The organism is Acinetobacter sp. 1124_18A, from assembly GCF_052824995.1.
Map to the genome: position 1 here is coordinate 317,146 of NZ_VTDF01000001.1, position 12,892 is coordinate 330,037.

At 41.6% G+C, this 12,892-nt stretch carries 15 protein-coding genes; all 15 read left to right on the plus strand.

Going from position 1 to position 12,892, the window contains the following annotated elements:
* The first annotated feature begins 1 nt into the window (after position 1).
* From FY048_RS01570 to FY048_RS01640, 15 genes are read left to right on the plus strand one after another with little or no spacing between them, the layout of a single operon-like run.
* Positions 2-490, plus strand: a complete 489-nt coding sequence (locus tag FY048_RS01570) for a hypothetical protein (RefSeq protein WP_446089886.1) — start codon at positions 2-4, stop codon at positions 488-490.
* Entirely contained in the window at positions 487-636 is a 150-nt protein-coding gene (locus FY048_RS01575; RefSeq protein WP_446089887.1) for a hypothetical protein, read from the plus strand. The genes FY048_RS01570 and FY048_RS01575 overlap by 4 nt, the downstream gene beginning before the upstream one ends.
* Positions 637-644: 8 nt before the next feature.
* Positions 645-1,202: a terminase small subunit gene (locus tag FY048_RS01580; protein WP_446089888.1), complete on the plus strand. Its 558-nt coding sequence runs from the start codon at positions 645-647 to the stop codon at positions 1,200-1,202.
* Between the two features lie 4 nt (positions 1,203-1,206).
* The gene (locus FY048_RS01585; protein ID WP_446089889.1) at positions 1,207-2,748 is read left to right on the plus strand and encodes a terminase; all 1,542 of its coding nucleotides are present in this window, start codon (positions 1,207-1,209) and stop codon (positions 2,746-2,748) included.
* 1 nt (position 2,749) lies between these two features.
* Complete coding sequence (locus FY048_RS01590; RefSeq protein ID WP_446089890.1) at positions 2,750-5,017, plus strand: portal protein; 2,268 nt, start codon at positions 2,750-2,752, stop codon at positions 5,015-5,017.
* Positions 5,001-5,831, plus strand: coding sequence for a hypothetical protein (locus FY048_RS01595; RefSeq protein WP_446089891.1), 831 nt, complete (start codon positions 5,001-5,003; stop codon positions 5,829-5,831). Before FY048_RS01590 ends, FY048_RS01595 begins: the two co-directional genes overlap by 17 nt.
* A gap of 3 nt (positions 5,832-5,834) precedes the next feature.
* Positions 5,835-7,031 carry a P22 phage major capsid protein family protein gene (locus FY048_RS01600; protein ID WP_446089892.1) on the plus strand — a complete coding sequence of 399 codons (1,197 nt, stop codon included), beginning with the start codon at positions 5,835-5,837 and terminating at the stop codon, positions 7,029-7,031.
* A gap of 58 nt (positions 7,032-7,089) precedes the next feature.
* Positions 7,090-7,632 carry a hypothetical protein gene (locus FY048_RS01605; RefSeq protein ID WP_446089893.1) on the plus strand — a complete coding sequence of 181 codons (543 nt, stop codon included), beginning with the start codon at positions 7,090-7,092 and terminating at the stop codon, positions 7,630-7,632.
* A gap of 19 nt (positions 7,633-7,651) precedes the next feature.
* Positions 7,652-8,407 carry a hypothetical protein gene (locus FY048_RS01610; protein ID WP_446089894.1) on the plus strand — a complete coding sequence of 252 codons (756 nt, stop codon included), beginning with the start codon at positions 7,652-7,654 and terminating at the stop codon, positions 8,405-8,407.
* Complete coding sequence (locus tag FY048_RS01615) at positions 8,388-9,794, plus strand: packaged DNA stabilization protein (protein ID WP_446089895.1); 1,407 nt, start codon at positions 8,388-8,390, stop codon at positions 9,792-9,794. Before FY048_RS01610 ends, FY048_RS01615 begins: the two co-directional genes overlap by 20 nt.
* Positions 9,791-9,916 (plus strand): TetR family transcriptional regulator, encoded by a 126-nt coding sequence (locus tag FY048_RS01620; protein WP_446089896.1) that lies wholly within the window; start codon positions 9,791-9,793, stop codon positions 9,914-9,916. Before FY048_RS01615 ends, FY048_RS01620 begins: the two co-directional genes overlap by 4 nt.
* A complete protein-coding gene (locus FY048_RS01625; RefSeq protein WP_446089897.1) occupies positions 9,913-10,497 on the plus strand; it encodes an aspartyl/asparaginyl beta-hydroxylase domain-containing protein in 585 nt (194 codons plus the stop codon). The genes FY048_RS01620 and FY048_RS01625 overlap by 4 nt, the downstream gene beginning before the upstream one ends.
* Positions 10,494-10,880 carry a hypothetical protein gene (locus FY048_RS01630; RefSeq protein ID WP_446089898.1) on the plus strand — a complete coding sequence of 129 codons (387 nt, stop codon included), beginning with the start codon at positions 10,494-10,496 and terminating at the stop codon, positions 10,878-10,880. The genes FY048_RS01625 and FY048_RS01630 overlap by 4 nt, the downstream gene beginning before the upstream one ends.
* Before the next feature lie 2 nt (positions 10,881-10,882).
* Entirely contained in the window at positions 10,883-11,536 is a 654-nt protein-coding gene (locus FY048_RS01635; protein WP_446089899.1) for a DNA transfer protein p32, read from the plus strand.
* The gene (locus FY048_RS01640) at positions 11,536-12,885 is read left to right on the plus strand and encodes a hypothetical protein (protein ID WP_446089900.1); all 1,350 of its coding nucleotides are present in this window, start codon (positions 11,536-11,538) and stop codon (positions 12,883-12,885) included. Before FY048_RS01635 ends, FY048_RS01640 begins: the two co-directional genes overlap by 1 nt.
* Positions 12,886-12,892: the final 7 nt, after the last annotated feature.

Below are 12,892 nucleotides of genomic sequence, written 5' to 3' on the forward strand. Positions count from 1 at the left end.
AATGGAACCTAGATTCGTCATCAAAAACCATTCTGACATCAACTATGTGACAAATTATCTAAATAAGAACCATGCTGAAGCAGCAATTGAAGGTAAGCCTCTGGTTGTATTGATTGCACCTCAAGAGAAAGATAGATCTAAAGCTCAGAATCGTTTGTACTGGATGTGGCTTAATCAATGGTCCAAGAAGCAGGGAACGGATAAAGATTACGAACATCTGTTCTTTAAAAAGAACTTCTTAGCAAAGATTTATGACCGTGATGATGTTGGACAATACAAGAAAACATTTAAAGCCGTTAGAGAATTAAAGGATTCTAAGCATCCACTCTACCAAGATGTAGCAAACGGCCTGTGTGAACTAATGAGCACTACTGATGCAAGCACAGCCCAATTCACTGAATACCTAAACGACATACATGCATTTTGCTTGAAACAAGGGTGTTATTTAGAAACGCCTGATGATCTTAAATATGCGTTGGAGTATCGATGAATCAATATCATTGGGTTGAATTTGGAACAACGAAGCCGCTTTACACTGTATTTGCTAAGACCGAAAAGCAAGCAATGTCAAAGTTAAGAAAATATTTAGCCAAAGTAGGCAAAGAAAAAATCGAATTAGCAAGAGTTATTGAATAGAGGTACCAATGGAAGAACAAATCAAAGGCGCAGAACCCTTAAAGAATTTACGCCATGAAGAGTTCTGCCACGAATATTTAAAAACGTTAAGCGCTCAAGAGGCTGGCAAAGCAGTAGGGTTTAAAACCCGACAACATGCTTGGGATGTGCTGCAACGTGAGGAAGTTGAAGAGCGTATTGCTTACTTGAATGGCGAGCGCCTCAAACGTGTTGATGTGAATGCAGACTATGTGCTCAAACGTCTTGTAGAAATCGACAAGATGGATGTTTTAGACATCATGGGTGATAACTACGCATTTAAACCTATTGGAGAATGGCCTCCTATTTGGCGTCAATACGTGTCAAACATCGAGAATATTGAAGAGTTTGACGGTCGTGGTGACGATAAAGAACAAGTCGGCTGGCTTAAGAAAATTAAATGGCCTGACAAGGTTAAAAATCTTGAGCTTCTAGGCAAACATGTGAATGTTGGGGCATTTAAAGAGAAGATCGAACATGATGTTTCAGATCCTCTTAAAGAATTACTTCAACGAGCTAGTGGGAACACTTTGAAACCAAAAGGGTAAACATATGGAAGTAGACGAGCTAGAGAAAAACTTGTCTGATCCATGGTGGCGCCTGACAAGTGGTTTTTTATATCAAATCCTCATTAAAGGTGATGAAGAAACAGAAGGGCTTAAAGCTCCATTCATCCCAAATGAACACCAGCTAGATTTCATTAATAATCTTTGGTATCGCAATATTATTTTAAAAGCACGTCAGCTTGGCTTTACTACAATGGTAGCAATCTACTTTCTAGATTGTTGTTTGTTTGGCAAAGGCGATACTCGTGCAGGGATGATTGCACAAGATAAGTATGCAGCTGATAAGCTTTTCCGAGATAAGGTTAAGTTTGCATATGACAACCTGCCACCTGAAATTAAGGCTAGGTTTCCTTTAGCGCGTGATAGTGCAAGTGAACTATTGTTTGCTCATAACAACAGTTCAATCACTGTTGGTACGTCAATGCGATCAGGCACGTTGCAGTATTTGCACGTTTCTGAGTTCGGTAAGATTTGTGCAAAGTTTCCAGATAAAGCCAAAGAGGTTTTAACTGGCTCTATTCCAGCAGTTGCACCGAATGGAATACTTGTAATCGAATCTACTGCCGAAGGTGATGAAGGCCCTTTCTACAACATGTCAGAAACTGCCCGCAAGAAGAAAGAAGCAGGTACTGAGTTAACTAAGAAAGATTATAAATTTCACTTTTACCCTTGGCATGGTGCCGATGAATACAGTCTTGATGCTGATGTTCACATTACCTCAAAAGAGCATGAATATTTTGATCGAATAGAGCAAGAGTGTGGTATTCAGATTGGCTCATCTCAGCGTAGCTGGTACGCAGCAACTCGTGATAATGATTTCCAAGGCTCATCTGAATTGATGTGGCAAGAATACCCTTCAACACCAGAAGAGGCATTCAAGAAGTCTAAAGAGGGCTGTTGGTACACAGAGCAATTCATCAAAGTCCGCCGAGAGCAACGTATCTGCTCATTGCCAATCCGCACAGATGTACCGGTAAATACCTTTTGGGATATTGGTAACTCTGATGGTACTGCTATTTGGTTCCATCAACGTGTAGGCATGCAAGACCTTTTCATTGACTTTGAAGAAGGTTGGGGTGAGCCATATGAATACTTTGTGAAGATTATGCAAAGTAAAGGTTATTTGTGGGGTAAGCATTATTTGCCACATGACGGTGCTCATGCTCGACAAGGTGAAAGTAAGAACCTATCGCCACAAGAAATGCTTAAAAATCTTGGTTTAACGGGTGTTGAAATTGTGCCACGTGTATCGGAACTCTTACACGGTATCAACAAGACGCGCGAAGCGTTAATGAATGATGTTTGGTTTGATGTTGATAGATGCAAAGAAGGCTTAAAGCATGTAGAGAATTACACTCGCAAATTCAATGCACACGCCCAAACCTACACTAGTGAACCAGTTAAAACAGATGGTCATTCAGAAGCAGCTGATGCATTACGTCAATTCGCACAAATAAGAGACAAGATTGGACAAGTAGCCAGATCAGCTCCACCACCACCTAAAGCCGCTTCATCTTGGATGGGATAAAATGGATAAAGACGAAAAAGTCGATAAAGACAAAATTGATATTCTCGCTCAAGCAAAGAAGTTTCGTGACGATGCTCAAGACTATTGGAATGAAATTTATTGCCAAGGTCGAGAAGATAAAGAATTTGTGACAGTTAAAGGCGCTCAGTGGGAACATGGTGCAATTGAAAAGCGGAAGCAAGAAGGTAAGCCAACTTTAGAGTTTAACCTTGTTCATACCTATTGCCGCCAACAGGTCAACACTCACAAGCAAAACAGACCACAGATTCAAGTTGTGCCGGTTGATGATGGCGCTGATGAAGATATGGCTAAGGTTCTTGGTGGGCTGATCAAAGACACTGAAGAATCAAGCAACTTTGAAGATGTAAACGACATTGCGGTTGAAAATGCTGTTTATAGTGCAGTTGGTTTTATTCGCATCACTGCCGATTACATCCATGAAAAGAGCTTTAATCAGGAACCAAAGTTCAAAGCAGTACATAACCCCGAAGCAGTCCTAATTGATCCGCTATCACGCGAAATGGACGGCTCAGACATGAGCAAAGCGCTTGTGTGTGAGTGGGTGTGTAAAGATGCTATAGAAAAGCAGTATGGCAAAGATGCTGTATCTGATTTTGAAATGGATGGTATCGAAAACTGGTTCAATGAAACTGAAAATACTGTTCTTATCGCTGAGTATTTCTATAAAGATGAAGTTAAAGATAATCTCATCCTACTTGAAGATGGCACAACAGAATTTGAATCTGTACTCATGAAGCAATTTGATAAGGAAGAGTTGGAAGCATTCATTATTAATGAGCGCGATACAACTCGAACTGAAATCAAATGGGCTAAATTATCAGGCTGCAAAGTTCTTGAAACTGGCGTGTTCCCCGGCAAGTACATTCCAATTGTGCCCGTATATGGCGAAGTAATTTGGATTGGTGATAAGCGACATATCTTCTCACTTGTACATTTCGCCAAAGATCCACAACGTCTGTTCAACTACTGGAAATCAACTGAAGCAAATATTCTTCAGAAGAACCAAGATCAATTGACTGTGGTGGATGCCAAAGCGACTCAGGGCTATCCAGAGTGGGATAACCCGTCAGCATATAAACACCTCCGCTATGATTACTTGGATGAAAACGGTAAACCTCGTCCAGCACCTGCAAAAATTGGCTCAGCTCAAGTGCCTGTAGGTATTTTAAATGCCTCTGAGTCTGCAAAGGCTTTGATTGCTGATACGTTGAATATGCATGCTCCACAAATGGGGCAAGATGTTAATCAACAATCAGGTCGTGCAATTGGCTTATTACAGCGTCAGGGTGAAACTTCTCAGTTCCACTTCCAAGACAATGACAATAAGTCTATTCGACAGTGTGGGCGCATTTTGTTGGGTTTATATCCAGTCTACTACGATACACCTATGGTGCGTCGCATTATTGGGTCAGATGGTGAGTCTGAGATGGCTAAGCTAAATGCACAGCCACAAAATGAAGACGAGCAGGCTAAAGCGATCAATGGCGTATTAAATGATATGTCAATCGGGCGCTATGATGTCCGCATGGATACAGGCCCATCATTCAATACTCAGCGTGAACAGTCATTCCAGTTAATGATGCAACTAGCTCAGTTTGCACCGAATATCATGCAAGCCGCTGGTGACTTGGTAATTAAAGATTCACCGCTCTTGAATGCTAAGCAAATTGCGGAGCGTGTGAAGAAATTAATGCCACCTCAAGTGCTGGAAGAAGGTCAAATCAATCCTGAGCAAGCTAAAGCACAGATCACACAGCTTGATCAACTTGTACAGAAGCTTACTGGTGAGCTTGCAGTTCTACAGAAACAAGTACAAGACAAAGTAGAAGACCGCAATCTTGATTTACTAAAAGCACAAATCAATGCTGAGAAGGATTTGCAAGTAGCACAAATCAATGCTGCTAGCCGTGCAGATGTTGAAGAATTGAAGGGCACTGTTGCTTTACTTAAAGAGCAAATTGGACTTACTCAAGTTCCTCAGCAATGGCTAACACAAGGTGAATCAATTCCTAATTATGCAGTTGATCCACCACAACAAAATTATCCGCAGCAAGGTGTGTATGAACCACCACCTCAGCAAGCGCCAAGCATTCAGAACCCTGCCGATCAGCAGGGTTTTTTAATGCCTGAAGAAACGGTTCAACAAGAAGACTTCGCTCCTAGTCCTGATCAGACTGGGGAAGGCGCACAACTGATCGAAGGTAATTTATTGCCTAATTTGGAGCAACAAGATGAACCAGAATTCTGATACTCAAGACGTCGTTGAAACCACCGCAACGGAAAATACTGGTGTTGAAAGTCAAGAGCCAAATTCTCCAGAAACAGGAAATCAGGAACCTGATACAGGTGAGCTAGATGAAAATGGCGAGCCTAAAACAGAACCTGAGAAACCGAAGCGTAACCGCGCTCAGGAACGTGTAGAGCAAGCAGTTAAGCGCGCCTTAGAGGCTGAGCGAAAACTCAAAGAGTATGAGGCTCAGAAAGAGGCGCCTAAAGCTGAGGCTAAGCCATCTAAACCACAAATCGAAGACTTTGAATCATATGAGCAGTGGACTAAAGCCCATGATGAATATGAAGAGAAGTTAGATGAATGGCGTATTAGTGAAGCTGAGCGTCGCATCCTTGAAAAGCAAGGTAAATCCAAAGAGGAAGAGTCTAAAACCCAACGTCAAGTTGAGTTTGAGTCTGCAATGACCGAGTTAGAAGATGAAGGTTACGATGCTGATGCATTAAACCAGAAGCTTGAAACTCTACCGCCACTGCCATTAGATCTAAATGAATTTGGTTTGAGTGCAAAAGAAACATTAATTGTTGCAGCCAAACTGATTGAAGACACAGATCTTTGGATGGACCTCTCACAAATGAGTGCTGTTCAAGCTGCTCGAAAAATTGGTCAAGAGATCGATAAGCATATCTCTAAGCCAACTCCACCTCCTGTTTCAAAAGCTCCAAAGCCAATAAAACCTGTCCAAGCTAATGCGCCTGCTGTTCGTGACGCCTCAAAAATGAGTGATGACGAGTGGTATAGGGCTGAAACACAGAACCGAAATAAAGGAAAATAATTTATGGCTAATACCATTCTTACGCACCAAATGATCGCTCGTGAAGCAGCTAAAATGCTGGAAGAAGAAGCGCCATTTATTGCGAACATTAACAAAGGTCGCCAAGACGAATTTGGTAAAGATGTACAAGGTTATCAAAAAGGCGACACTGTAAAAATCAAAATCCCAACGTCTGGTCGAGTATATAACGGCTCTCAATTTGCGGAAGGGAATGGCGCTACAGATGTAGTTGAAGAATCTGTAGATCTAAAACTTGATACTCAGAAACACGTTGCATTGCAATTTGGTGCAAAAGAGAAAATTCTTAATATTACAGATTTTAAGGATCGTATCTTACGCCCACAGATGCAGACACTTTCATCTGTAGTTGAGGCAGATCTTATTGCCCGTGGTGTTTTAGGTACTCCAAACCAAGTTGCAATGTCATTATCCGGGGCAAACCCATCTAATGCTTTGGCACTAGGTCGTGCGAAGCTGAATCAGTATCTTGCTCCAGCTGGTGATCGTTCTGTGGTGCTTTCTAGTGCTGCAAACGTTGCTTTAAGTGGTGAAGTGTCGCGTATGTATAACCCGACACAAACATCAAGCAAGGCCTACTTACAAGGTTATGTAGCTACTGCATTTGGTGCCGATCTATATGAGCATCAATCTGTTGCTGTATTCAATAATGGTACCGCTGCTGGTATTACTGTTAGCGGTGCTAACCAAACTGGTAAAACAGTAGTTCTATCCGCCTCAACTGCTGGAACATTAACTCAAGGTACAGTCTTTACAATTGCTGGTGTAAATGCAGTTCATCCTTTAACTGGTCAGGATCTTGGCGTTCTTCAGCAGTTTGTTGTTAATGCTGCAGCTACAGTTGGAACCAATACTGCTGTTTCGATCTATCCAGGGCTTAACGCTACTGCGCCAAACAAAACTACAAGTGCATTGCCAGCTAATGGTGCAGTAGTAACTATTGTATCTACTAACGGCTTCCAAAACTTGGAATTCCATAAAGATGCATTTACAACTGCATTCGCACCACTGCCAGTCTTGGCTTCTTGTGAAGGTTATACAGCTCGTTTGCCTAGTGGTATCTCAGTGCGTGTTATGACATTTGGTGATGGTAACAACGACTTTGAGCGCACACGTATTGACGTGCTATACGGTTTCCAAGTTGTTCGCCCATTACATGCTTGTCGTATTACACAAGCCTAAACTTTCTTGACGACAAATGCCCGCATCTTGCGGGCGTCGTCATTTTTGGAGGACTGAAATGTCAAATGAATATCCAAAGATGCTCTATAAGGGTGACTTAGTTAATTTTGAATACACCACTGCCGACTCAGAAGAGCATGAAGAAGAGTTAATGGAAGATGGCTGGGTTGAACATCGTGAATTAGGTGAACCACAAGGCATTGGCGAGCCTGATGATTCGATAGACGACATCAAAGAAATTGACTTGGATGCTTTTGTTCCGGTTGAGCAATTTGATGAAGTTGCTGGAAAGCTAGCCGAGTCTGAAGAACAACTTGCTACAGCAAAAGGTGAATTCCATTTCCGAATTAATGATCTTCAGCTAGAAAAGCAAAAGCTTGAAGAAGAATTAAAGGCATTGCCTGCATCAACAGGCGTCCCTCAAGAAGTTTATGACGCTGTTTATCAAGAGCGCGAACAACTTCTTAAAGAAAATGCACAGTATAAATACTCAGCTATGAGTGCAGCAGAATTAAGAACTGTACTTGATGGCAAAGGCATTAAATACGGTTCGCGTGATGAGAAGCCTGCACTGGTAAAGCTTGTTCTTGATAATCAATAAACGACCTTAAGGAGCAGTCATGATCGTCAGTAAGATTGTAGAGTCTGCCATGAAGAAATTGGGCATCTTAGCTTCTGGTGAACGTGCTAGTGGTGATGATATTGCTGATGGCACTGAATGCTTGCAAGACCTCTTGGACCAATGGGCTTTAGATAAGATTTATGTTTACAAGGCTATTACTTTAATCATCCCTCTTACTGGTGCAGGTGAGTACCGCATAGGCAATAAGGCAAATATCCAAGACTGTTGTGAGTACGAGATTTCAAACTGTCCAGTATGCACACCTGATGAGCCTGCTGAAGAGCCTTGTGAATGTACTTGCGGCTGTACTGCTGAAACACCAAAACCAACCATGATTGCTGATATTTCTATGATATCTGATGATGCTTGGCTTGATGGCTGCAAGATTAAGCTTGTACGCAATACAAACCGAACACCACCAGTATATGCGCCGGTTGAGTATTGGCAAGAGCCTGATGCTTGGGTATTTAAAGTTGAAGAAGGTAACTTTAAGCAACTTAAAATTAAGGTCTATACGCTTCCTAAGAACCTTAAACCCAAAGATGAAATCCCTCTACCTCCGCAATATAAGCGCCCATTAAAACTGACTTTAGCAATTGAAATCGCTTCAATGTTTGGCACAGAGCCGCCATTAAGCGTGGTTCAAAATCAAAGTAATGCAATTGAGATGCTTAAAAACAGTAACTCAGTTCCAGCTTATGCAACCAACGATCTACCAGTAGGAGTTAGATGTTATGGCGAGTACCATCATTGAAATTCCTATTGTTGGGCAGTCCTATCATTTAAAAGACTGGTCTGTTGATTGTCAACGCACACTAAACCTTTTTCCTCAAGTGGTTGAAAGCGGTAATGCGCCACAAGTTGCCGCATTACTTCCCACATCTGGCTTGATCAAGAAGTTTGAATTTGATAGCTATATTCGTGGCATGTATGCCATGAGTGACCAATTCTTGGTTGTTGCAGGCCAAAAGCTTTTATCAGTTCGACCTGACAACACTGTTAAAGAGTTGGGTGAAGTGACTGGCATTGGTCGAGTTTACTTTGCTGATAATGAGGTTCAAGCAATGATTGTAAGTAATAACACTTACAGTCTGGACCTAAAGAGCAATGTCTTAACCAAACTTGATCTTGGTGATTTTTTTGGCGCCTCAGATGTTACCTTCCTTGATTCACGTTTTATCTGGACTGTCCCACAATCTGGTCGTATCCAATGGTCAGATCTTCTATCAACCAAAACAACAGCTCTTAGCTATGCCACTGCTGAGGCTAAGTCAGATAACCTTGTAAGAACCATTGAAAACAACGGACTGCTTTGGTTAATTGGTGAAAGAACAACTGAGATTTGGGGCTCAACTAATAATAAAGATCTGCCATTTCAGCGAATGGGTGGAGCAGTTATTCCAACAGGATGCATTGCACCTGCCTCTGTTTGTCGATTTGGTGGAAGTCTCGCTTGGGTAACTAGAACTGAGCACGGGCAGGGCCAAATTGTAATGACTGAAGGATATTCGACACTACGAATATCAAACCATGCAATTGAAAGTGACATCTCAACTTATCAGAGCATTCAAGATGCGTATGGGTTCGCTTATCAAGAGAACGGTCATGCCTTCCTTGTCATGACGTTTCCTAGCGCTAAAAAGACATGGTGTTATGACTCCACAACGCAAATGTGGCATGAGCGCAGCTACTACAATCCCAAAACTTATTTACATGAGCATCATCGGGCATTTGTACATTGCTTCTTTAATGGAATGCAGCTAGTTGGTGATCGTCAAAATGGCAAGATCTATCAACTCACTCAAAACAGCAATACAGATGACGGTGAATCAATTGTTCGTGAGCGTATTACTCCAGTAGTTAATCCAACTACAGACCGCTGGATCTTTCATCATTTGGAAGTCTCAGCGCAAGTTGGCCAAGAAACAAATACTGAGCCTCAAGTCATTTTAGATTGGTCAGATAACCGAGGTCGAACTTGGTCTTATTCACGACAAATGGACTTAGGTGGTATTGGTGAATATGACAAGCGGTTGATCTTTAAGCGTCTTGGGCAGTCATTTAACCGTGTTTTTCGTTTGAGGTTTACAGATGCATCAAGGCTTGTATTGCTTGGTGCGAAGGTGAAGGTGAGTGAATGAACTTAGAACCTCCTTATCAACATCCAATGTATGAAAACGGGCAAATGACAGTACCTTGGCGAGCCTACTTTGATCAGGTGACGAAACTACTAGTCAAATTAAGTGAGGCAAGTAATCCATGATGCATTTTCAGAAGATTGATGAAGGGATTGATGTCTCATCTTTAATGAAAGAGTTGAAAGCCAATTCCGAATTATGGGATGCGAACAGTCTTCGAAGAACCGCAAAAAATACACCTCATTCGCAAATGTCAGATATCTGGGTTCGCTACAACGATGTGAAGCCATATTTGGATGCAGGCGATTTAACAGGGTTCAATGATCCTCATTTGCCAGTCTGGTATTCGGCTTTTGAAGCACTCCCATCATTAAAACCAATCATTTTTAAGCTAATGGCAATGGTTGAGGGCGAAATGCTTGGAGGGATTTTAATTACGCGTATTCCTCCAAATCACGGAATTGCTCCACATACCGATTCAAGTTGGCATGTTGATTACTTTGATAAGTATTACATCAGTCTGCAAAGCGAAGAAGGTGCAAACTTTTGTTGTGAACATGATGGAATTACAGAGTGCTTGAATCCAAAAGTTGGTGATTGCTGGCTCTTTGATAACCATAAAAAACATTGGGTAGAAAACAACAGCACCCAAGATCGCATAACACTCATTGTTTGCATCCGGACACAGAGAGAGAAAGCAAGATGATTAATTTAAAAGAGATTTACGATTTAGATCAAATTGAATTTATGCCGGTTGCTGAAGGTGATGCCCCTGAAGAAAATTCAGAAATTTACATAGCTGATGACATCTTTACCAAACAAATGCATATCAAACATGAAGGTATGTTCATTCCTCAGCATTCACATACCTATGAACACATGTCCATGCTCGCACATGGCTCTGTACGTGTTTGGCAGGATGGTGTCTTTACAGGTGACTATGTAGCGCCTGTGGGAATTAAGATTCCTGCAAATGTAAAGCATACGTTCATGAGTTTAGAGCCAAACACAATTATTTACTGCATCCACAATATTTCACATTCAGGTGAGATTGATGTGAATGAAGAGCACCACTTGTTGGAGGTTTAATTATGCCATGGGCCGCAGCGGCTGCAATTGGTGGGGCAGCATTATCATCTGCCACATCAGGTAGTGCAGCAAGGAAACAAGCAAAAAGTGCAGATGCAGCAACACAAGTTCAAAAGGACATGTATGACCAGACTCGTAAGGACTTAGATCCATATCGTGATGCTGGTAGTACTGCACTAGGTCAATTAATGGGCCAGATGGGTGAGAATGGATATTTCAACCAGACATTCAATGGTCAGGATATTTATGATGATCCATCTTACAAATTTAGACTTAATGAAGGTTTAAATTCCGTCCAATCAGGTGCCGCATCTCAGGGCGGTTTATTGAGCGGTGCAACCTTAAAGGCCTTAAATAATTATGGATCAGACTTTGCAAGTCAAGAGTACTCCAACGCTTACAATCGCTTTAATGCTGATCAGACCAATAGATACAACCGTCTAGCTAATTTGGTGGGTGTGGGGCAGAACGCAGCAGCTCAGACTGGTAATGCTGGTTTACAAACAGGTCAAGCAATTGCCAATAACACCATGGCGGGGGCAAATGCTTCAGCAGCAGGAACAGTTGCAAGTGGTAATGCATGGGCTAATGCAGCTCAACAGCTTGGAACACTGGGCTCGGCATACATGAATAATAGGAAGGCAGGAGTAACCTAATGGCTATCGATCCGTCTATTCCATTGCAAGCTCGCGGAGTTGATGCAATCCAGATGCTTGCCGATGGAGATAAATTATCTCAGTTATGGCGTCAGCAAAAGTCAGATCAAGAACTAAACCGCATTTACAATGAGTCACAAGGTGATGTTAATAAAATGCTGAATCTTGGCCAGCAATCTCAAATGGCTCGTTACATAGTCCCTCAATTACAAGCCCAACAAACTGCTAGTCAAAAAAACCTTCTGGATCAGCAGAAGACACTAGCAGAGATTGGGAAAACAACTAGTGAAGCCACAAAAAACAATGCGCAAGCAGGTGGTTATACGTTAGATAACTCTCAGAAAAAGTTTGGAGCTATTCAGGGTGCTTTCCAGCAAGCAGCACTAACTGGAGATAAAGGGCAAGTATTATTAGCGCTAGACGCAATGAAGAGAACAGGGATAATTTCGCCTGAAGATTATGATCACAATGTTAAAATTGTTAGCATAATGAAACCCGAAGAAGTTAAGCAATATGGAATGAATAGTGGTTTATTAAATAAAGAACTTGCTCCATACCTTTATCAGACCAAGAATAATGAAGCAGACAATGCCACTTTGACCGAGAATAGTATTCGAACAGCCAAAACAGTAGAAAAATCCCTTGAACAGCAAGATAAGCAATTTCAGAAAAATTTTGATTTTAAAGCTCAACAGGATTATTTTGAGAGAAACAAGCCTGTTAGCTTTGGAGTTGATGTTAATGGAAGAAAATATGCAATATTGCCAGATGGAAAGTCCAAATATATTAAGGATGATCAAGGGAACTACATCGTAGAAAAACAAAGTGGCAATGGGCAGCCAAAACTGAGTGATAAAGCACTTCAACTTGTCAACGATCTGAATGTACAACTATCTACCGCTAGTCAAAACTCTGGCAAGATTAATGGTCTTATTAGTGATGTACAAAGCGGCCGTTTAAATCTTAGTGCAGCTAATCAGTTGGGTGCGAAAGCTAAAAATATGATTGGCTTATCAGATGAAAATAGCCGTGGTGTTGAGAACTTCCAAACAGCTTTAAACCAAGCAGTTAATGATGTTCTTATGATGGCTAAAGGTACGCAAACTGAAGGCGATGCTCAGCGTGCAGCACAAGTTATTGCAGCAAACCCACCACGCGATAATGCAGCAGCATTACAAGCATTGCAACGACTAGCCGCAGTTCAAAATAATACTATTGCAGTTCTAAATCAGAATATTAATGGTATCTATGACAACTACGGATTATCTCGTTCTCAAGGTGCTCCAAAGCAGACAGCTCAAGCAGGAGCCAACCAAGCAAAATTGAACAATATTCTGTTTGGCAAATAATTGTGCT

Coding starts and splice junctions, on each gene's coding strand:
- FY048_RS01570 (WP_446089886.1), top strand. CDS start 2: ATGGAACCTAGATTCGTCATCAAAAACCATTCTGACATCAACTATGTG.
- FY048_RS01575 (WP_446089887.1), top strand. CDS start 487: ATGAATCAATATCATTGGGTTGAATTTGGAACAACGAAGCCGCTTTAC.
- FY048_RS01580 (WP_446089888.1), top strand. CDS start 645: ATGGAAGAACAAATCAAAGGCGCAGAACCCTTAAAGAATTTACGCCAT.
- FY048_RS01585 (WP_446089889.1), top strand. CDS start 1,207: ATGGAAGTAGACGAGCTAGAGAAAAACTTGTCTGATCCATGGTGGCGC.
- FY048_RS01590 (WP_446089890.1), top strand. CDS start 2,750: ATGGATAAAGACGAAAAAGTCGATAAAGACAAAATTGATATTCTCGCT.
- FY048_RS01595 (WP_446089891.1), top strand. CDS start 5,001: ATGAACCAGAATTCTGATACTCAAGACGTCGTTGAAACCACCGCAACG.
- FY048_RS01600 (WP_446089892.1), top strand. CDS start 5,835: ATGGCTAATACCATTCTTACGCACCAAATGATCGCTCGTGAAGCAGCT.
- FY048_RS01605 (WP_446089893.1), top strand. CDS start 7,090: ATGTCAAATGAATATCCAAAGATGCTCTATAAGGGTGACTTAGTTAAT.
- FY048_RS01610 (WP_446089894.1), top strand. CDS start 7,652: ATGATCGTCAGTAAGATTGTAGAGTCTGCCATGAAGAAATTGGGCATC.
- FY048_RS01615 (WP_446089895.1), top strand. CDS start 8,388: ATGGCGAGTACCATCATTGAAATTCCTATTGTTGGGCAGTCCTATCAT.
- FY048_RS01620 (WP_446089896.1), top strand. CDS start 9,791: ATGAACTTAGAACCTCCTTATCAACATCCAATGTATGAAAACGGGCAA.
- FY048_RS01625 (WP_446089897.1), top strand. CDS start 9,913: ATGATGCATTTTCAGAAGATTGATGAAGGGATTGATGTCTCATCTTTA.
- FY048_RS01630 (WP_446089898.1), top strand. CDS start 10,494: ATGATTAATTTAAAAGAGATTTACGATTTAGATCAAATTGAATTTATG.
- FY048_RS01635 (WP_446089899.1), top strand. CDS start 10,883: ATGCCATGGGCCGCAGCGGCTGCAATTGGTGGGGCAGCATTATCATCT.
- FY048_RS01640 (WP_446089900.1), top strand. CDS start 11,536: ATGGCTATCGATCCGTCTATTCCATTGCAAGCTCGCGGAGTTGATGCA.